The sequence below is a fragment of the Escherichia sp. E10V10 genome (assembly GCF_004211985.1).
GTDB lineage: Bacteria > Pseudomonadota > Gammaproteobacteria > Enterobacterales > Enterobacteriaceae > Escherichia.
Window position 1 is genome coordinate 1 of the sequence record NZ_RHJO01000018.1, and the last position, 20590, is coordinate 20590.

General features: G+C 51.0%; 20 protein-coding genes. 11 read left to right on the plus strand and 9 right to left on the minus strand.

Annotated elements, in window-relative coordinates:
• The first annotated feature begins 347 nt into the window (after positions 1–347).
• Positions 348–1646, plus strand: a complete 1299-nt coding sequence (kgtP, locus tag D9736_RS17700; RefSeq protein WP_130214698.1) for an alpha-ketoglutarate permease — start codon at positions 348–350, stop codon at positions 1644–1646.
• Here the strand turns inward: kgtP and D9736_RS17705 are convergent.
• The 5 genes from D9736_RS17705 to trxC form a co-directional block, all read right to left on the minus strand.
• On the minus strand, positions 1643–1966 hold the full coding sequence (locus D9736_RS17705) for a YfiM family lipoprotein (RefSeq protein ID WP_130214696.1): 324 nt from the start codon (positions 1964–1966) through the stop codon (positions 1643–1645). The genes kgtP and D9736_RS17705 overlap by 4 nt on opposite strands.
• Positions 1967–2009: 43 nt before the next feature.
• A complete protein-coding gene (pssA, locus tag D9736_RS17710) occupies positions 2010–3365 on the minus strand; it encodes a CDP-diacylglycerol--serine O-phosphatidyltransferase (RefSeq protein WP_130258848.1) in 1356 nt (451 codons plus the stop codon).
• A 113-nt stretch (positions 3366–3478) separates the two neighbouring features.
• Complete coding sequence (pat, locus tag D9736_RS17715; RefSeq protein WP_130258849.1) at positions 3479–6139, minus strand: protein lysine acetyltransferase; 2661 nt, start codon at positions 6137–6139, stop codon at positions 3479–3481.
• 31 nt (positions 6140–6170) lie between these two features.
• A complete protein-coding gene (tapT, locus tag D9736_RS17720) occupies positions 6171–6869 on the minus strand; it encodes a tRNA-uridine aminocarboxypropyltransferase (RefSeq protein WP_130258850.1) in 699 nt (232 codons plus the stop codon).
• A gap of 68 nt (positions 6870–6937) precedes the next feature.
• Positions 6938–7357, minus strand: coding sequence for a thioredoxin TrxC (gene trxC / locus D9736_RS17725; protein WP_001098726.1), 420 nt, complete (start codon positions 7355–7357; stop codon positions 6938–6940).
• A gap of 206 nt (positions 7358–7563) precedes the next feature.
• Here trxC and D9736_RS17730 point away from each other — a divergent pair, with 206 nt between their 5' ends.
• Positions 7564–8601 carry a tRNA/rRNA methyltransferase gene (locus D9736_RS17730; RefSeq protein WP_130222059.1) on the plus strand — a complete coding sequence of 346 codons (1038 nt, stop codon included), beginning with the start codon at positions 7564–7566 and terminating at the stop codon, positions 8599–8601.
• Between the two features lie 47 nt (positions 8602–8648).
• On the opposite strand, the gene ung is transcribed toward D9736_RS17730, so the two are convergent.
• Positions 8649–9338, minus strand: a complete 690-nt coding sequence (ung, locus tag D9736_RS17735; protein ID WP_130258851.1) for a uracil-DNA glycosylase — start codon at positions 9336–9338, stop codon at positions 8649–8651.
• A gap of 304 nt (positions 9339–9642) precedes the next feature.
• Between ung and grcA the strand changes: the two genes are divergently transcribed.
• A complete protein-coding gene (gene grcA, locus D9736_RS17740; RefSeq protein ID WP_000627804.1) occupies positions 9643–10026 on the plus strand; it encodes an autonomous glycyl radical cofactor GrcA in 384 nt (127 codons plus the stop codon).
• A gap of 55 nt (positions 10027–10081) precedes the next feature.
• On the opposite strand, the gene eamB is transcribed toward grcA, so the two are convergent.
• Positions 10082–10669 carry a cysteine/O-acetylserine transporter gene (gene eamB / locus D9736_RS17745; RefSeq protein ID WP_130214681.1) on the minus strand — a complete coding sequence of 196 codons (588 nt, stop codon included), beginning with the start codon at positions 10667–10669 and terminating at the stop codon, positions 10082–10084.
• Between the two features lie 102 nt (positions 10670–10771).
• On the opposite strand from eamB, the gene D9736_RS17750 reads away from it, so the two are divergent.
• Entirely contained in the window at positions 10772–11653 is an 882-nt protein-coding gene (locus tag D9736_RS17750; RefSeq protein WP_130258852.1) for a LysR family transcriptional regulator, read from the plus strand.
• A 31-nt stretch (positions 11654–11684) separates the two neighbouring features.
• Here D9736_RS17750 and srmB read toward each other — a convergent pair whose 3' ends face one another.
• Positions 11685–13019 (minus strand): ATP-dependent RNA helicase SrmB, encoded by a 1335-nt coding sequence (srmB, locus tag D9736_RS17755; RefSeq protein WP_000219193.1) that lies wholly within the window; start codon positions 13017–13019, stop codon positions 11685–11687.
• A gap of 131 nt (positions 13020–13150) precedes the next feature.
• Between srmB and trmN the strand changes: the two genes are divergently transcribed.
• On the plus strand, positions 13151–13888 hold the full coding sequence (gene trmN, locus D9736_RS17765; protein ID WP_130214677.1) for a tRNA(1)(Val) (adenine(37)-N(6))-methyltransferase TrmN: 738 nt from the start codon (positions 13151–13153) through the stop codon (positions 13886–13888).
• Here the strand turns inward: trmN and nadB are convergent.
• Complete coding sequence (gene nadB / locus D9736_RS17770; RefSeq protein WP_130258853.1) at positions 13873–15495, minus strand: L-aspartate oxidase; 1623 nt, start codon at positions 15493–15495, stop codon at positions 13873–13875. The two genes, trmN and nadB, sit on opposite strands and share 16 nt — an antisense overlap.
• A 255-nt stretch (positions 15496–15750) precedes the next feature.
• Between nadB and rseD the strand changes: the two genes are divergently transcribed.
• From rseD to lepA, 6 genes are all read left to right on the plus strand, one after another.
• Positions 15751–15906, plus strand: a complete 156-nt coding sequence (rseD, locus tag D9736_RS17775) for a rpoE leader peptide RseD (RefSeq protein ID WP_130258854.1) — start codon at positions 15751–15753, stop codon at positions 15904–15906.
• Positions 15903–16478 carry an RNA polymerase sigma factor RpoE gene (gene rpoE / locus D9736_RS17780; protein WP_001295364.1) on the plus strand — a complete coding sequence of 192 codons (576 nt, stop codon included), beginning with the start codon at positions 15903–15905 and terminating at the stop codon, positions 16476–16478. The genes rseD and rpoE overlap by 4 nt, the downstream gene beginning before the upstream one ends.
• Positions 16479–16510: 32 nt before the next feature.
• Complete coding sequence (rseA, locus tag D9736_RS17785) at positions 16511–17161, plus strand: anti-sigma-E factor RseA (RefSeq protein ID WP_130214673.1); 651 nt, start codon at positions 16511–16513, stop codon at positions 17159–17161.
• Positions 17161–18117, plus strand: coding sequence for a sigma-E factor regulatory protein RseB (gene rseB, locus D9736_RS17790; protein ID WP_130258855.1), 957 nt, complete (start codon positions 17161–17163; stop codon positions 18115–18117). The genes rseA and rseB overlap by 1 nt, the downstream gene beginning before the upstream one ends.
• Positions 18114–18593, plus strand: coding sequence for a SoxR-reducing system protein RseC (gene rseC / locus D9736_RS17795; RefSeq protein ID WP_130214671.1), 480 nt, complete (start codon positions 18114–18116; stop codon positions 18591–18593). The genes rseB and rseC overlap by 4 nt, the downstream gene beginning before the upstream one ends.
• Before the next feature lie 197 nt (positions 18594–18790).
• Complete coding sequence (gene lepA / locus D9736_RS17800) at positions 18791–20590, plus strand: translation elongation factor 4 (RefSeq protein ID WP_000790173.1); 1800 nt, start codon at positions 18791–18793, stop codon at positions 20588–20590.

Sequence of the window (20590 nt, forward strand, 5' to 3'; positions counted from 1 at the left end):
AACTGCCAGGCATCAAATAAAACAAAAGGCTCAGTCGGAAGACTGGGCCTTTTGTTTTATCTGTCGTCCGTCCGGAATAGCGTAGGCAGTAAAAACCACCTGATGTGGTTCTGACTAAGAAATAAAAAACCTATCATTCCCTTGTATACGCCAGATGCTCGCCCATTTCCATACGACAACCTCACCTGAAATCCTTCCTGGTCATCCAGAATAATCATTCCCATGCTAACTAAATTCGCAGTTATGGTTGCATAAACATCGGTAACAAATGTATAACATTCGTCTTACTAAATAATAAACAACATTGGCCGACAAAAGCATCGGATTATGGCAGGAGAAATATTGGCATGGCAGAAAGCACTGTAACGGCAGACGGCAAACTGACAAGTAGTGATACTCGTCGCCGCATCTGGGCAATAGTAGGGGCCTCTTCAGGTAATCTGGTCGAGTGGTTCGATTTTTATGTCTACTCATTCTGTTCTCTCTACTTCGCCCACATCTTCTTCCCTTCTGGTAACACTACCACTCAGTTACTGCAAACAGCCGGTGTTTTTGCCGCGGGCTTTCTGATGCGTCCAATAGGTGGCTGGCTATTTGGACGCATAGCCGATAAACATGGTCGTAAAAAATCAATGTTGTTATCGGTGTGTATGATGTGTTTCGGATCTCTGGTTATCGCCTGCCTCCCAGGTTATGAAACTATCGGTACCTGGGCTCCGGCATTATTGCTTCTCGCGCGTTTATTCCAGGGATTATCCGTTGGTGGAGAATATGGCACCAGCGCCACCTATATGAGTGAAGTTGCTGTTGAGGGGCGCAAAGGGTTCTATGCTTCGTTCCAGTACGTCACGCTAATTGGCGGTCAGTTGCTGGCCTTACTGGTGGTGGTTGTTCTACAACATACTATGGAAGATTCTGCTCTTAGAGAGTGGGGATGGCGCATTCCTTTTGCGTTAGGAGCGGTGTTAGCCGTTGTAGCATTGTGGTTACGCCGTCAATTAGATGAAACTTCGCAACAAGAAACGCGCGCTTTAAAAGAAGCGGGTTCAATGAAGGGATTATGGCGCAATCGCCGTGCATTCATCATGGTTCTCGGCTTCACCGCTGCGGGCTCCCTTTGTTTCTATACCTTCACCACTTATATGCAGAAGTATCTGGTAAATACTGCGGGAATGCACGCCAACGTGGCAAGCGGCATTATGACTGCCGCATTGTTTGTATTCATGCTTATTCAACCACTCATTGGCGCGCTGTCAGATAAGATTGGACGCCGAACCTCAATGTTATGCTTTGGCTCTTTGGCCGCTATTTTTACCGTCCCCATACTATCAGCATTACAGAACGTCTCCTCTCCTTATGCCGCTTTTGGTCTGGTGATGTGCGCCCTGCTGATAGTGAGTTTTTATACATCAATCAGTGGAATACTGAAGGCTGAGATGTTCCCGGCACAGGTTCGCGCATTAGGTGTTGGTCTGTCATATGCGGTCGCCAATGCTATATTTGGTGGTTCGGCGGAGTACGTAGCGTTGTCGCTGAAATCGATAGGAATGGAAACGGCATTCTTCTGGTATGTGACATTGATGGCCGTGGTAGCGTTTCTGGTTTCTTTGATGCTGCACCGCAAAGGAAAGGGGATGCGTCTTTAGTGATGCGCTATTTGCCAGACGGTATAGCCGGTAGTTGCACCGGCGATATCCCAGGCAAAATCCTTCCAGCTCCAGCCGCTCCCCTCAGGGCGGCTATCCCAAAGCTCTTTTGACGCTCCCAGCCCTACAGAGAACATCAGCCCGAACATCGCGCTGCGGTCGCGACTCATCCCCTGATGTTGCGCGTATTCATTTCCTGCGGCGGAAAGCATCGCCGAGGCGATAAAGTGTTGGGCTTTATCCTGCCCCTGCCAGCTATCGTTAGCCATGTGGCTGCAACCAGAAAGTAACAATAGCAAACAGATAAAAAGAATACGCAACGCGGCCTCCAAAAAACAAACCCCGTACAGGACGGGGTTCAGATTACAGGATACGGCTAATTAATCGGTCGATGCGGATGCGGCGCAAACGGCGGATAAGTTTGCGAACCTTTACCGGATAATCGGCAATACTTTGCAGATCGCGGTAGTGCTTAACAATGGTGGTATGCTCGCGGATCAGCTCCAGTTCTTTCTCTCGCTGTGGAGCAAGCTCCAGTTGTGGATCGTGGATCAAAATGGCGTTTTCCAGATCCAGACGCCAGGCACGTGGATTCAGGTTATTACCGGTTATCAGCATCCACTTATCATCAACCCACATTCCTTTCAGGTGATAAGTATTATCGTCATCTTTCCACAAACGGACCACTAACTGGTCAGTATTGACGTAATACTGCAAACGACTCAGGAAGCGACGCAAATTAATCTCATAAAGATAAGGCAACGCGCCAATTATCTTGAATGGTTCATCTTCCGGAATGTAGAAGTCGTTCGCGGTTTTATCACCAACGATAATTTCGACCTTTTTCCCTTCACGCAGCAACTGGATGATATTGCGCACCAGGATTGCCGGTAGGTTGAAGTATGGCGTACAGATAGTCAGTTTCTGTTCTGCACAGGGCATCAGATGGAAAATGGTCTTGTTCAACAGACTCGATTTCCCCAGACCCACCAACGGCGTAACGGAAAGTTGATCGTTGTCGGCATCTCCCTGGAAATGATAAGCGGCATCACGCAACTCCTGGCGGAACAGGCGAATGTCGTTCTTGATTTCCGGGCTTTTTGGGCGATGTTCATCATCCAGACGGTTAACACCGCGACCATTCATAATATTCTGCGTAACCCATTCAAACATAATGTCTGACATCTTGCGGTTACGAATCAGATGGTAACGGTCGTAACGGTATTTATCGTGCTGATGCAAATAAACATCGTTCAGGCTGGCACCGCTATAAAGTACGCTATCGTCGATGATAAAGCCTTTAAAATGCAGAACGCCCAGGGCTTCACGGGTATTGATGGGTACGCCATAAACCGGAACATCTACGCCCGGATTTTCCTGCGCCATGCGGCAGTACCAGTCAGCATTAGTGTTAGATGCCACAGCGCCAATGCGTCCACGTTGCGCACGATGCCAGTCGACCAGCACCCGCACATCCAGTTCCGGACGCTGCCGTTTAGCCTCATATAGTGCGCTCAGAATGCCTTTGCCACCATCATCCTGTTCGAGATACAGGGCGACAATGCAAATGCGCTGCTTCGCGCTGGCTATTTTTTCCAGCAGCGTCTCCCGGAAGTCGGCGGGAGCGTAAAAGAAATCGACATCATCAACTGATTGAGAAATCTTGGGTAGTTGGGCAAGGTGTTGTTGATGTTTATTACGCTTAAATTTTGACAACATCACAGTGCATTTCTTCTCTGTTCATTGAAGGGTCCTCTGTGCAATGCAGACGACATAAGCGGGCAATAATAACACCAGTCCCGATTAAGTGGTCAACATTTCCAGTACCTTACTCATGATTCCTCGCGCTGGGCAAGATTTAGCGTAAGCCCAACGATCCCCTCTTCGAGCTGGATATCGACGTTAAACCCGAGCTTGCGGGCCAGCGCCACCATGCCACGATTGTTTGGCATCGTAATACCATTCAGACGTTGCAGTCCGTGATCTCGCGTATAGGTAATCAACTTTTCCATTAAGCGTCGACCTAAGCCTAACCCTTTGAGATCCGAGCGAACCAGGACAGCAAATTCGGCATCGATGTTATCAGGATCGGAAATCGCACGCGTGACGCCGAGGATCTCTTCCGTTTGATCAATTCGTCGTACCGCTACAAATGCCATTTCCCGATCGTAGTCGATCTGCGTCATGTTAGCTAAATCTTCATGGGTGAATTCGTTGATCTCGCTAAAGTAGCGATAATAAAGATCTTCTTTAGTGACTCGTGAAATGAATTGCTGAAGCTGTGGCTCATCTTCTGGCAAAATCGGGCGGAACAAGCAGCGTTCGCCGTTTTTCAATTCCACCCACTCTTCCAGCTGATGTGGGTACGGGCGCACTGCCAGCCGACTCTCGCTATCGCCTTCAAACGGCGCGATATCCAGCGTGACATCCAGCGCGGTAAATTCACTGCCAGAAGCCAGCAAAGGATGAATATCCAGACGCTGAATTTCCGGGCAATCGACAATCAAGTTGGAAACCTGCACCAGAAGCTGGCTCAAGCCTGTAACATCCAATGGACGCAGTGCACTGCGCGCACGAATCTTTTTACTTTTTATTCCCTGAATGACCAGATAACGGGCCAGGTTCATGTTCAGCGGCGGTAATGCGACGACGGCTTGATCTTCTGGACGCCACTCCACACCGCCTTCACCAAGCATGATCAACGGTCCGAAAACGGGATCCTGCTCGACCACTACCCGCAACTCCTGGGCGCCAGCACGGTTAGCCATACTTTGCACCAGCAGACCGTGGATCTGCGCCTGCGGCCAGGCCATTTTTACGCGATCGAAAATAGCGTTCGCGGCTTGCTGGACTTCATTGGCTGTACGCAGGTAGAGCATGACGCCCTGAACTTCCGATTTATGTGGAATATCCGGCGAGCGTAATTTTAGCGCCACCGGATAACCAATCTGTTCAGCAATATGCACCGCTTCGGTACTATCGCTGGCAATCCAGGTGGGAAGCGTGTTCATGCCATACGCTTGCAGGATTGGCTGTACTTCATGGGTATCGAGTGACGTTGCCCCTTCGGCAATCGCCTGTTGCAACAGAAGATGCGCTTCTGCGGTATTAGAGGTCAGATTGCTGGGCAGTGCCGGCGTTTCGCGTAGTTGCTTCTGGTTACGTCGGTACTCCACCATGTGCATAAAAGCGGTGATGGTTCCTTCCGGGGTGCGGTAGGTCGGCAGCCCGGCTTCGCTGAATAATCGTCGTGCCTCTTGCGAGGAGTGTTCGCCGCACCAGTTCGTCAGCAGAGAGACATACTTGCTGCGAGGGTGATGCTTTACCGCTTCAATTAATGCCAGTGCGCTTTCTGTGGCGGGAGCAGCAGCACTGGGCGAATGAATAACCATCAGCGCATCAAAATCCTGGCTGTGGAGCAGAATATCCAGCGTTTTAATATATTGCTCACTGCTGGCGTCATCGCGCAGATCGAGCGGGTTAGAGATTACTACATGTTCTGGCAGCGCATTGCGTAGTTTCTGAGAGGTTTCTTCGCTTAGCGTTGCCAGCTTGCCATTGCGTGACCATAAGGCATCCAGCGCCAGCGCAGCGGGCGCTGCACCGTTGCTGATAATCATCAGTCGGTCACCACGCAATGGGCGCATATGGCTAAGGGTTTCCACTGCCGAAAACAGTTCGTGAGTGTCCTGCACTCGTAATAAACCGGCACGCTGAATAGCTGCATCCCATGCCGGGTCCATTCCTGCCGTCGTGTTGAGCAGTCGCTGTGCTGCCGGGCTACGTCCGCTTTTAATTACCAGAATCGGTTTATTACGCGACGCACTACGGGCCGCCGAAACAAAGCGTCGCGCGTCGCTTAACTGTTCGAGATAGAGCAGGATGGCGCTGGTTTTACTGTCGCGCGCCAGATAGTCGAGCAATTCATCAACGTCGATATCCAGGCTGTCGCCGAGCGCAATAAAGTAGGAAAACCCCATCTCACGCTGTTGCGCCCAGTCGAGGATGGTGTTGGAGACGGCAGCCGATTGCGAAATAAACGCCAGCTTGCCGCGCTTAATTGGTACGGGCGAAAAGCTGGCATTCAGACCTTGCCACGGCGCCAGTAATCCCAGACTGTTTGGTCCAAGCAGGCGCATGTTATGACGCTGGGCGCAGGCTCGGAGATCTTCGTGTTGCGATGCCGGGGCAGAAAGAATAATGCAGGTTTTACAGCCTTTTTCGCCGAGTTCTTCCAGAAGCGCCAGATTGCGGCTGGCATTGGTACACAGCACAGCAAGGTCGGGCGTAAAGGGCAGACTGGCGATATCCGGCCAGGCCAGTACGCCTTGTACCGCTTTCCAGGCCGGCGTCACCGGTAACACCGGTCCGTTAAAGCCTCCCGCCAGCAGGTTACGCATCATCAGGTAACCTGCGCGATTGGGTTTCATCGATGCGCCAATTACCGCAATCGATTTTGGTCGCAGTAGTGCTTCCAGTCCTCGCTGACTCATACCGGTCTCCCGCAGAAGTGACCGAATGATTTTAAACGCTTTCTAACTGTTCTGCTGTGATGCTACCCAGATGTTGCGTTTTTCCTACCAGATAGCGTGTTTTAAAGCGAGTGAAATGCTCGCCTAAGCTGGCCGCAGCCCCGGTATCGCCCGCCATATCTAAAAGTGCGATAGCCACTTCAGCGGTACAATATTGGCCTTCAGCCTGGGCTTCACGCAGGCGATAGGCAGAAAGCCGGGAAAGATCGACGGAAATGACGGGGAGATTATCCAGATACGGACTTTTACGAAACATCTTGCGCGCTTCCGGCCAGGTGCCATCGAGCATGATAAACAGCGGTGGCTTACCGGAAGGCGGGGTGAAGATCACTTCCCGTTGCTCATCAGCATATGAGGCGGGAAAGACCACCATTGGCTGATAGTTCGGGTTTTGTACCAGATCCAGCAAATCTTGCGAGGGTTCGGTACGCGACCATTGAAACGCAACGGTATCAGGCAAAATATCAGCAATCAGACGCCCGGTGTTACTTGGCTTCATTGGCTCGGTGTCGAACATCAGCAAACAGAAGCGACTTTTTGCTTCCGCTGGCGTGATTGTCGAACAGAGACATAATTTCTCTGGCAAAAGACAGCGTTGGCAGCGACGAACGCGATTACCGCGGGCAAGAAAAGGACGTGTTGCGCGCGCAATACGTTCGGCGCGTAACTGGAGAACAGCGTTTTCGGTCATAAGAGAGCGTCGAAAAAACGCCATTGTCGCAGAGGAGAAAACGGGGCACAAGATGCGCCCCGGTAAGATTAAAGAGATTCGTTCAACCAGCTATCGAACGGCGCTTTCGGCACTGCGCCATTAAGCATGTCGACGACCTGACCGTTTTTGAAAATCATGATCGTCGGAATACTGCGAATACCAAAGCGGCTGCTTAATTCACGTTCAGCTTCGGTATTCACTTTCACAAAGCGCACTTTACCGCTACGCTCTTGCGCAACATCTTCAAAAATTGGCGCGAAGTTACGGCAGGGGCCGCACCACGGCGCCCAGAAGTCGATCACCACAGGTAGATCATCTTTCAGCAATTTGTCGAGCGTTTCACCGGTCGCATTAATCACCTCTCCGTCAAACAAGTCGTGACCGCAGCGTCCGCATTTTGCCGCATCTTCGATCCGATCGTCGGGAATGCGATTGATGGCCTGACAATGGGTACAAACGGTATTCATAACTAACCTCGGGATGAGTAAGGAGACTTATCGGCAACGACGCCGGTATGTTTCTAATATGTTACATATTATCGGGGACATTGTTCCAGACAACAATCTGTTTTATTCAATGGGTATGATAGACGCAGGCTTTGGAACGAAATCATGGCGAACCGCGCGCACTTCGGGTAATCTGCGCGCTTCGCGCAGCGCTGGTGGAGAAAAGCATGAACGATGAAATGAAAGGTAAAAGCGGCAAGGTCAAAGTGATGTATGTCCGCAGTGATGATGATTCTGATAAACGTACCCATAACCCGCGTACCGGGAAAGGGGGCGGGCGTCCAGGAAAATCTCGTGCCGACGGTGGCCGTCGCCCCGCCCGCGATGACAAACAGAGTCAGCCCCGTGACCGCAAGTGGGAAGAGTCGCCGTGGCGCACAGTTTCCCGCGCGCCTGGTGATGATGCGCCGGAAAAGGCCGATCACGGTGGCATCAGTGGTAAAAGTTTTATTGATCCGGAAGTGTTGCGTCGTCAGCGTGCGGAAGAAACCCGCGTCTACGGCGAAAACGCATGTCAGGCACTGTTCCAGAGCCGTCCGGAAGCTATTGTTCGCGCTTGGTTTATCCAGAGCGTAACGCCACGTTTTAAAGAAGCCTTGCGCTGGATGGCGGCAAACCGCAAAGCGTACCATGTGGTGGATGAAGCGGAACTGACAAAAGCGTCAGGCACGGAACATCACGGCGGCGTGTGCTTCCTGATCAAAAAGCGTAACGGTACAACCGTGCAGCAGTGGGTAAGCCAGGCAGGTGCGCAGGATTGTGTACTGGCGCTGGAAAACGAATCTAACCCGCATAACCTGGGTGGCATGATGCGTAGCTGCGCGCACTTCGGCGTGAAAGGCGTTGTGGTGCAGGATGCGGCACTGCTGGAGTCTGGTGCGGCTATCCGTACCGCAGAAGGCGGCGCAGAGCACGTTCAGCCGATTACTGGCGACAACATTGTTGACGTGTTGGATGATTTCCGTCAGGCGGGCTACACCGTGGTGACCACTTCCAGCGAGCAAGGTAAACCGCTGTTCAAAACCAGTCTGCCAGAAAAAATGGTGCTGGTGCTGGGGCAGGAATATGAAGGGTTACCGGATGCCGCACGCGATCCGAACGATTTGCGCGTGAAGATTGACGGTACTGGCAACGTTGCTGGACTGAATATTTCTGTCGCAACTGGCGTTCTGCTTGGCGAATGGTGGCGTCAGAATAAAGCCTGATAAATCAGCCGGGTGGCAACTCTGCCATCCGGCATTTTCCCGCAAATTTACTCACTCTCTGCCGGTAATACTGGCATCCAGTCAATCGGCGTCTCGCCACGTTGTTCCAGCCACTGATTTGCCAGCACAAAATGGTTACAGCCAAAGAATCCACGATGCGCAGAAAGCGGTGACGGATGCGGTGCTTTAAGTACGTGATGGCGTTGCTTATCTATAATCGCCCCTTTCTTTTGCGCATGAGATCCCCACAACAAAAACACAACGCCTTCGCGATGCTGATTTATGAGGCTGATGACTTTATCAGTAAACGTCTCCCAACCGAGGCTGGCGTGGGAATGCGCCTGACCTGCGCGTACCGTCAATACGGTATTGAGCAGCAGAACGCCCTGACGCGCCCAGCTTTCGAGATAGCCATGCGCCGGGCGGGTAAAGCCTGGAACGGTGTTTTCCAGCTCTTTATACATATTCAGTAATGATGGCGGAGTGGGGATACCGGGGCGAACAGAAAACGCCAGGCCGTGAGCCTGTCCGGGGCCGTGATAAGGATCCTGGCCGAGAATCACAACTTTGACATCGCCTAACTCGGTAAAACGAAAGGCGTTAAAGACATCTTTTTGCGGCGGATAGATAGTGATGCCGGATTGCCGCTCGCTGGCGACGGTCTGAAGGGTATTAAGAAAATAGGGTTGTCGCTTCTCTTCAGCCAGCACGTCATGCCAGGTTAATTCGTTAGCCATCTCGCTCTCCTGCGAATCTTCAATCCGCCTAGCTTAACTGCTTCTTTCTACAGAACAAAATCAAGCTCATTTTATAGACATAATCGACTGTAAAAAAATGTAAATTGGTAAAATTTCACACCCGCATAAGTTGATGTAAAACAATAAAATCCACTTGTCGCTACACTTTGTGTGTGTTTTTTATTGATTTAAATCAAAGAATCAGGGGTCTTTGAGGAGTATATATACACTCAAGCAACAATGGTTTTACCAATTGGCCGCGACAGGCTGAACAAATCAAATAATTTTGCCGGGGAGGCATCACATGATTACAGGTATCCAGATTACTAAAGCCGCTAACGACGATCTGCTGAACTCTTTCTGGCTGCTGGACAGCGAAAAAGGCGAAGCGCGTTGCATCGTTGCGAAAGCAGGTTTTGCAGAAGACGAAGTGGTTGCAGTAAGCAAACTGGGTGACATTGAGTACCGTGAAGTTCCAGTAGAAGTTAAACCAGAAGTTCGCGTAGAAGGTGGTCAGCACCTGAACGTAAACGTTCTGCGTCGTGAAACTCTGGAAGATGCAGTTAAGCATCCGGAAAAATATCCGCAGCTGACCATCCGTGTATCCGGTTATGCAGTTCGCTTTAACTCTCTGACTCCGGAACAGCAGCGCGACGTTATCGCTCGTACCTTTACTGAAAGCCTGTAAGGCTTAAGTAGCAAGTTACTAAGCGGAAGAGGGCGACCTCTTCCGCTTTTTTTCATTAATAGAAAATGCGTACCGCGCAATAGACCAGCAACAGTGCAAGCACGATATTTAACTGGCGACCATACTGGCGAAACAATCGCTGAAACAGATGCCCCGCCAGCGCCCAGCACACATTGCCAAACGTCCCAATCATTGCCAGCAAAACGCTGACGCCAACCACCCAACTTAACGCCTGCGTTTGCGGCAGGACAAACGTCGATAGTGCCGTAATGCCGTACAAAATGATTTTGACGTTCACAAACTGTAGCGCAAAGCTTGCCCAAAAGCTGATCGGTTTTGCCTGAAGCCCGTCTTCCTTTGTTGGGCTGGTAGCGATTTTCCACGCCAGCCAGACAATATATGCCGCCCCCGCCCAACTCAACAGATGCACTGCTGCCGGGTCAATAACAGCCAGTGAAAACGAAATTCCCGCGCACAGTAGCATGACGATTAAAAATCCCAGACTCATCCCCGCCAGTACGCGGGTACTCTGACGAAACCCATGCGACGTGGCAGAACTAAGGGCGAGAATATTGTTTGGTCCTGGCGTGAGGGCAGTAATCAGGGTGTAGGTCCAAAAAGCACTTAAAAGGGTCGGTGTCACTTGTTATCTCCTCTGTTTTGGTAGACAGTACCCGACACAAAACATTTAAAAAAATGAATGTTTTCACATTCTAAATTCGATATTTTCGATAGGTTTGGGATTATGGATCTGCGCCGTTTTATTACCCTAAAAACCGTGGTGGAAGAGGGTTCTTTTTTGCGAGCTTCGCAAAAATTGTGTTGCACACAGTCGACGGTGACTTTTCATATTCAGCAGCTTGAACAGGAGTTCTCGGTCCAGTTGTTTGAGAAAATTGGTCGACGGATGTGCCTCACTCGCGAAGGCAAAAAGCTGCTTCCGCACATCTATGAACTCACCAGAGTGATGGATACACTTCGCGAAGCTGCCAAAAAAGAGTCGGATCCGGACGGAGAACTACGCGTTGTTTCGGGCGAAACGTTGCTCTCTTACCGAATGCCGCAGGTGTTGCAGCGTTTTCGGCAACGCGCACCAAAAGTGCGTTTATCATTGCAGTCACTGAACTGTTACGTTATTCGTGATGCACTACTGAATGATGAGGCAGACGTCGGCATCTTTTATCGCGTAGGGAATGATGATGCACTGAACCGACGTGAGTTGGGTGAACAATCGCTGGTGCTGGTGGCTTCACCGCAAATTGCAGATGTCGATTTTACTGAGTCGGGAAGACATAACGCCTGTAGCTTTATTATCAACGAACCGCAATGTGTCTTCCGGCAGATATTTGAGAGCACGCTGCGCCAGCGGCGGATCACGGTGGAAAACACCATTGAGCTTATAAGTATCGAAAGCATCAAACGTTGTGTCGCGGCGAATATCGGTGTCAGTTACTTGCCCCGCTTTGCGGTGGCAAAAGAGCTTGAGAGCGGAGAATTAATTGAATTGCCTTTTGGCGAACAGTCGCAGACCATTACGGCAATGTGCGCACACCATGCTGGAAAAGCGGTTAGCCCGGCGATGCACACTTTTATTCAGTGTGTTGAAGAGTGTTTTGTGGCTGGATAAAAAAATGCCGGACTTAAACCCGGCATTATGATTACTCTTCTGTTGTTTGCGGTGGCACGCCCGTTCCGCTTGGTTTACGGCGCTTACCTATATTTTTGGTATCGCGATGGCGTTTTTTCACCCGCGGCTTCTCTTTCTCTTTAGCTTTTTTCTTCTCGGCGCGTTTTGCCAGTACTTTCTTCGATGGCTTGCCGGTCTGCTTCTCGCTTGGCGCACGCGTTTTCGGGCGTAACTCATCAATTACGCGAGCTTTAATCGGCTCTTCAATGTAACGGCCAACTTTGCCCAGCAGCAGATGGTCATGAGCTTCCACCAGCGAAATTGCGGTGCCTTTACGACCGGCGCGCGCGGTACGCCCGATACGGTGCAAATAAGTATCGCCACTGCGCGGCATATCGAAGTTAAAGACGTGGCTGACATCAGGAATGTCAATACCGCGTGCGGCAACGTCGGTTGCAACCAGCACGTTAACGCGACCTTCGGTCAGGCGTTTAATCGCTTCATTACGCTTGCCTTGTACCATCTCACCTTCGAGATAGCAGTTGTTGATGCCTGCTTCGCGCAACCAGTTTGCCAGCTCATGCACACGCTCACGCTTACGCACAAATACGATTGAGCGAGTCGCTTCAGGCTGTTTTAACAGATGCACCAGCAATGCGGTTTTATGCTCAAGATCATCGGCGCGGTAATACCACTGATGAATTTTTTTGCGCTCACGGGTAGACGGATTCGCAGAAACTTCCACCGGATCTTCCAGCAGACGCTCGGCAAAATCCTGAATCGCATCGCCTTCCAGCGTTGCGGAAAAGAGCAGGGTCTGTTTACGCCAGCGCGTTTCGCCAGCAATATGCTCGATATCCTGAGCGAAGCCCATATCCAGCATCCGGTCAGCTTCGTCGAGGATCAGCGTTTCAACTGCGCGGCAATCGAAGTTCTCTTCTTTTATGTATTGCAGCAGACGTCCGGTCGTGGCGACCACGATGTCCTGGTTTTCGCTGAAAACTTCTGCGTGGTTCATATAGGCCACGCCGCCGGTGATAGTGGCGATATCCAGATGCGTATGTTTCGCCAGTTCGCGGGCATGATCGGCCACCTGCATCGCCAGCTCGCGAGTTGGGGTGAGGATCAAAATACGCGGCGGACCGGATTTCTTACGTGGGAAATCGAGCAGGTGCTGCAACGCTGGCAGCAGATACGCCGCCGTTTTACCGGTGCCTGTCGGCGCAGAACCGAGTACATCACGGCCATCGAGCGCAGGCGGAATGGCGGCAGCCTGAATGGCGGTCGGGCGAGTGAAACCTTTATCCTGGAGGGCTTCCAGCAGGCTTTCGTCGAGTTCAAGTTCGGAAAAAGTCGTTACAGTCATGTTCTACCTCTGTGTGGGGCGCTGATTATAGACGTTACGGCTGCAATCTTCATCTGTTTGTATGGATATCGCTTCTCAGGTATTGTTCTTACCCGGTGCTATCGCCGTTTTTTCAGCAAGGTTTTATTTACATGTCACAGTCTACATCCGTGCTTCGTCGTAATGGATTTACTTTTAAACAGTTTTTTGTCGGCCACGAACGATGTGCGATGAAAGTGGGAACGGATGGAATTTTGCTTGGCGCATGGGCTCCGGTGGCAGGGGTAAAACGCTGCCTTGATATCGGCACTGGTAGCGGGTTGTTGGCACTGATGCTGGCGCAGCGAACCGATGACAGCGTGATGATTGATGCAGTTGAACTGGAAAGTGAAGCTGCAGCTCAGGCGCAGGAGAATATTAACCAGTCTCCGTGGGCAGAGCGGATTAATGTCCATACGGCAGATATTCAGCAGTGGATCACACAGCAGACAGCACGCTTCGATTTAATCATCAGCAACCCGCCGTATTATCAGCAGGGAGTGGAGTGTGCGACACCGCAGCGGGAACAGGCGCGCTATACCACCACGCTGGATCATCAATCCTTGCTGACTTGCGCGGCAGAGTGCATTACCGAAGAGGGATTTTTCTGCGTGGTGTTGCCAGAGCAAATCGGTAATAGTTTTACGGAGCTGGCATTAAGCATGGGGTGGCATTTACGTTTGCGAACGGATGTGGCAGAAAACGAAGCGCGATTGCCGCATCGGGTGCTGCTGGCATTCTCCCCACTGGCGGGGGAGTGCTTTTGCGATCGCTTAGTCATTCGTGGGCCAGACCAGAACTATTCCGAAGCGTATACGGCGCTGACCCAGGCTTTTTATCTATTTATGTAATGATTGACGGGGGAAAGGATCGATGGACCGGAATGCGTGAGCAGTTCCGGATAATCCAGCGTGAAATGCAACCCCCGACTTTCCTTACGCATCATTGCACAGCGAACAATCAACTCGGCAACCTGCACCAGATTACGCAGTTCCAGCAAATTATTTGATACGCGGAAGTGGGCGTAATATTCGTCTATTTCCTGTTGCAACATATTGATACGCCGCAGAGCGCGCTCAAGACGTTTTGTTGTGCGCACAATGCCGACGTAATCCCACATAAACAGGCGTAACTCGTGCCAGTTATGTTGAATCACCACCAGTTCGTCAGGATTCTCAACACGGCTTTCATCCCACGGCGGTAACGTACTGACGCCACGCGCATAAGGCATACGTTTTGTAATATCTTCCGCTGCCGACCAGCCATAGACCAGACACTCCAGCAAGGAGTTAGAGGCCATGCGGTTAGCACCATGTAAGCCCGTATAACTCACTTCGCCAATGGCATACAGGCCATCAACGTCCGTACGTCCATGATCGTCAACCATTACGCCGCCGCAGGTATAGTGCGCAGCAGGCACAATCGGCACCGGTTCTTTCGTGAGGTCAATACCCAACCCGAGCAACTTTTCATAGATCATCGGGAAATGCTGGCGAATAAATTCGGCGGGCTTATGGCTGATATCAAGGAACATACAATCCGCGCCGAGGCGTTTCATCTCATGGTCAATGGCGCGGGCGACAATATCGCGCGGGGCCAGTTCGCCGCGCTCATCAAAATCAGGCATAAAACGTGTGCCGTCCGGGCGTTTCAAATAAGCGCCTTCGCCGCGTAAGGCTTCCGTTAACAGGAAATTCCGTGCCTGTGGGTGATACAGCGCGGTAGGGTGAAACTGATTAAATTCGAGATTGGCAACCCGGCAACCAGCACGCCAGGCCATGGCAATACCATCACCAGAGGAAATATCCGGATTGGTGGTGTACTGATAAACCTTCGATGCGCCGCCAGTTGCCAGCACCACCGCTTTAGCATGGCAAGTTTCCACGGTTTCTTTATTACGGTTCCACACCCACGCGCCGACAACCCGTCGCGTTCCAGGCAGACCAATCTTGTCAGAAACTATCAGATCAACCGCATTGCTGCGTTCCAGCACTCGAATATTCGGATGGTTCTGCGCCTTGCTCACCAGCGTGGTTTCTACTTCTCTACCGGTGGCATCGGCAGCATGAAGAATACGACGGTGACTATGCCCACCTTCACGAGTCAGATGATAGCTTTCTTCGCCATTTGGCTGCACATGGGTATCAAACAACACTCCCTGATCGATTAGCCATTGCACGCAAGAACGCGCGTTGCTGGCGACAAACTCAACCGCATGGCGATCGCAAATACCGGCGCCAGCAATTAATGTATCTTCTACATGCGAGTCAATGCTGTCAGTTTCATCAAACACGGCGGCGATTCCGCCCTGGGCATAAAATGTTGAGCCTTCTGTTACCGGGCCTTTGCTAAGAACGATGACCTGATGCTGGTCAGCCAGACGTAGTGCTAGTGAAAGCCCGGCTGCGCCGCTACCGATAATCAACACATCGCAAGAATGTTCGGGAAAAGTATTCATTTTATTTGTTTAATTTACTAAACACGGTTTGGTCAGCATAGCATCACATTGTGTAATTAAACACCTGCTATTTTAATATTTGTTACAATGGCTAAACAGGGAAAGCTTGGGCGGTGGAAAAAAGAGAAGTTGCTCGTCGGCGGAGGATTAGGTGGTGAAATAAAAAGGCCGTTGGGGTACTCTTCAGGCAGTTAAATGGGCATTTCTACACAGATAATGCGATGTTCAGATTCTGTAGACTTATAATGATAGATAATGAGCCGTCTACAGCATGACAAACAAAAACAGATGCGTTACGGAACTTTACAAAAACGAGACACTCTAACGTTTTGCTTGCTCAAATTGCAGCTAATGGAGTGGCGTTTCGATAGCGCGTGGAAATTTGGTTTGGGGAGACTTTACCTCGGATGAGCGAGCAGTTAACGGACCAGGTCCTGGTTGAACGGGTCCAGAAGGGAGATCAGAAAGCTTTTAACTTACTGGTAGTGCGCTATCAGCATAAAGTGGCGAGCCTGGTTTCCCGCTATGTGCCGTCGGGTGATGTTCCCGATGTGGTACAAGAAGCTTTTATTAAAGCCTATCGTGCGCTGGATTCATTCCGGGGAGATAGTGCTTTTTATACATGGCTGTATCGGATTGCTGTAAATACAGCGAAAAATTACCTGGTTGCTCAGGGGCGTCGTCCACCTTCCAGTGATGTGGATGCCATTGAAGCAGAAAACTTCGAAAGTGGCGGCGCGCTGAAAGAAATTTCGAACCCTGAGAACTTAATGTTGTCAGAAGAACTGAGACAGATAGTTTTCCGAACTATTGAGTCCCTCCCGGAAGATTTACGCATGGCAATAACCTTGCGGGAGCTGGATGGCCTGAGCTATGAAGAGATAGCCGCTATCATGGATTGTCCGGTAGGTACGGTGCGTTCACGTATCTTCCGAGCGAGGGAAGCTATTGATAACAAAGTTCAACCGCTTATCAGGCGTTGACGATAGCGGGATACTGGATAAGGGTATTAGGCATGCAGAAAGAACAACTTTCCGCTTTAATGGATGGCGAAACGCTGGATAGTGAGCTGCTTAACGAACTGGCTCACAACCCGGAAATGCAGAAAACCTGGGAAAGCTATCACTTAATCCGTGACTCTATGCGGGGTGATACTCCTGAGTTGCTTCATTTCGATATTTCATCACGCGTGATGGCCGCCATTGAAGAAGAGCCCGTTCGTCAACCGACGACATTGATCCCAGAGGCCCAGCCTGCGCCGCATCAATGGCAGAAAATGCCATTCTGGCAGAAAGTACGTCCATGGGCGGCACAGCTTACCCAAATGGGCGTAGCGGCATGTGTATCGCTTGCAGTTATCGTTGGCGTCCAGCACTATAATGGACAATCTGAAACGTCCCAGCAGCCCGAAACACCGGTATTTAATACTCTGCCGATGATGGGGAAAGCCAGTCCGGTAAGTCTGGGAGTACCTTCTGAAGCGACCGCAAACAATGGTCAACAGCAGCAGGTACAGGAGCAGCGTCGTCGCATTAATGCCATGTTGCAGGATTACGAACTGCAACGTCGACTCCACTCTGAACAGCTTCAGTTTGAGCAGGCACAAACACAGCAAGCCGCTGTACAGGTGCCAGGAATTCAAACTTTAGGAACGCAATCGCAGTAATGAAGCAACTTTGGTTTGCCATGTCATTAGTGACAGGTAGCCTGTTATTCTCTGCTAACGCCTTGGCCACTCCCGCGTCCGGGGCGTTATTACAGCAGATGAACCTGGCCAGCCAGTCACTGAATTACGAGCTGTCATTCATCAGCATCAATAAACAGGGTGTTGAGTCTCTGCGTTATCGACATGCACGCCTCGATAACCGTCCGCTTGCACAGCTGTTGCAAATGGATGGCCCGCGCCGGGAAGTGGTACAGCGCGGCAATGAAATCAGCTACTTTGAGCCGGGCCTTGAACCGTTCACGCTTAATGGCGATTACATTGTTGATTCTCTGCCATCGCTCATTTATACCGATTTCAAACGCCTTTCTCCTTACTACGACTTTATCTCCGTGGGACGCACGCGTATTGCTGATCGTCTTTGCGAAGTCATTCGCGTAGTCGCCCGTGATGGCACACGCTACAGCTACATTGTGTGGATGGACACCGAATCGAAATTACCGATGCGGGTTGATCTCCTTGATCGCGATGGTGAAACGCTGGAACAATTTCGCGTGATTGCTTTTAACGTCAATCAGGATATCAGCAGCAGTATGCAGACGCTGGCGAAGGCGAACTTGCCGCCACTGCTTTCTGTTCCTGTAGGTGAAAAAGCCAAATTCAACTGGACTCCAACCTGGTTGCCGCAGGGGTTTAGCGAAGTCTCCAGTAGCCGACGCCCGTTGCCCACGATGGACAATATGCCCATCGAATCACGTCTCTATTCAGACGGCTTGTTCAGCTTCTCGGTAAACGTTAATCGCGCGACGCCATCGAGCACCGATCAGATGTTGCGTACCGGACGCCGGACAGTCAGCACCAGCATACGTGACAACGCGGAAATCACTATTGTTGGTGAACTACCGCCGCAAACGGCGAAACGCATTGCCGAGAACATTAAGTTCGGGGCCGCGCAATGATCAAAGAGTGGGCTACCGTCGTCTCCTGGCAAAACGGGCAGGCGCTGGTCAGTTGTGATGTCAAAGCCTCATGCAGCAGCTGCGCTTCCCGCGCTGGCTGCGGCAGTCGCGTGTTGAATAAACTTGGTCCGCAAACCACACATACCATCGTCGTACCCTGTGATGAGCCGTTAGTGCCGGGGCAAAAAGTGGAATTAGGAATCGCTGAAGGTAGCCTGCTTAGTTCCGCATTACTGGTTTATATGTCGCCACTGTTGGGATTATTCCTTGTTGCCTCGTTATTTCAGCTACTCTTTGCTTCAGACATCGCGGCGTTATGCGGCGCAATTCTTGGTGGCGTTGGTGGATTCCTGATTGCGCGCGGCTACTCGCGAAAGTTTGCTGCCCGGGCTGAATGGCAACCGATCATCTTAAGCGTGGCATTGCCGCCAGGCCTTGTGCGGTTTGAAACATCTTCGGAAGACGCGAGCCAGTGATTTCACTGGCTTTGTTGCATTTTGCATAACAAATGCGAGGACGTTTCCAGATACCACAATCCATACGGTATGAACATTTCCTCGCCTCAATGTTGTAGTGTAGAATGCGGCCTTTCTATTAATACAGACGTTAAGCTCAGAACAGCGACTTCTAAAAGCCTGGTTAACCGGGCGTTAAGGCACAATAATCATACTTTATGAAGAATATACGTAACTTTTCGATCATAGCTCACATTGACCACGGTAAATCGACGCTGTCTGACCGTATTATCCAGATCTGCGGTGGCCTGTCTGACCGTGAAATGGAGGCGCAGGTTCTCGATTCCATGGATCTTGAGCGTGAGCGTGGCATTACCATCAAAGCGCAAAGCGTGACGCTGGACTACAAAGCGTCTGACGGTGAAACCTATCAGCTTAACTTTATCGACACCCCGGGCCACGTAGACTTCTCCTATGAAGTTTCCCGTTCGCTGGCTGCCTGTGAAGGTGCATTGCTGGTGGTCGACGCCGGGCAGGGCGTAGAAGCGCAAACTCTGGCGAACTGCTACACCGCGATGGAGATGGATCTCGAAGTGGTGCCGGTACTGAACAAGATTGACCTGCCGGCAGCCGATCCTGAACGCGTGGCGGAAGAAATTGAAGATATTGTTGGTATCGACGCCACCGATGCGGTGCGCTGCTCCGCGAAAACCGGCGTTGGCGTGCAGGATGTTCTCGAACGTCTGGTGCGTGACATTCCGCCGCCGGAAGGCGATCCAGAAGGTCCGCTACAGGCGCTGATTATCGATTCCTGGTTCGATAACTACCTGGGCGTGGTTTCACTTATCCGTATTAAAAACGGCACCCTGCGTAAGGGCGACAAAGTGAAAGTTATGAGCACCGGGCAGACCTATAACGCCGACCGCCTGGGGATCTTCACGCCGAAACAGGTTGATCGTACTGAACTGAAATGCGGCGAAGTAGGCTGGCTGGTGTGTGCGATCAAAGACATCCACGGTGCACCGGTAGGCGATACCTTAACGCTGGCGCGTAATCCGGCAGAAAAAGCGTTGCCTGGGTTTAAGAAAGTTAAACCGCAGGTATATGCCGGTCTGTTCCCGGTAAGTTCCGACGACTATGAAGCCTTCCGTGACGCGTTGGGCAAACTCAGCCTGAACGACGCTTCACTGTTCTATGAGCCAGAAAGCTCAACTGCGCTGGGCTTTGGTTTCCGCTGCGGCTTCCTCGGCCTGTTGCACATGGAGATCATTCAGGAACGTCTGGAACGTGAATACGATCTTGACCTGATTACCACAGCACCGACAGTAGTGTATGAAGTTGAAACTACGGCAAAAGAAGTTATCTACGTCGACAGCCCATCCAAGCTGCCAGCGGTAAATAACATCTACGAACTGCGCGAGCCGATTGCAGAGTGTCACATGCTGCTGCCGCAAGCGTATCTCGGTAACGTCATTACCCTGTGCGTGGAAAAACGCGGTGTACAGACCAACATGGTCTATCACGGAAACCAGGTAGCGCTGACCTACGAGATCCCGATGGCGGAAGTGGTGCTTGATTTCTTCGACCGACTGAAATCTACCTCGCGTGGTTATGCGTCTTTGGATTACAACTTCAAACGCTTCCAGGCTTCTGACATGGTGCGTGTTGACGTCTTAATCAACGGTGAACGTGTTGATGCGCTGGCATTGATCACCCACCGTGATAATTCGCAAAACCGTGGTCGCGAGCTGGTGGAGAAGATGAAAGATCTGATCCCACGCCAGCAGTTTGATATCGCTATTCAGGCAGCGATTGGAACGCACATCATTGCGCGTTCTACCGTGAAGCAGCTGCGTAAAAACGTACTGGCTAAATGCTATGGTGGTGATATCAGCCGTAAGAAAAAGCTGCTGCAGAAACAGAAAGAAGGTAAGAAACGTATGAAGCAGATCGGTAACGTTGAGCTGCCGCAGGAAGCGTTCCTTGCCATTCTGCACGTCGGCAAAGACAACAAATAA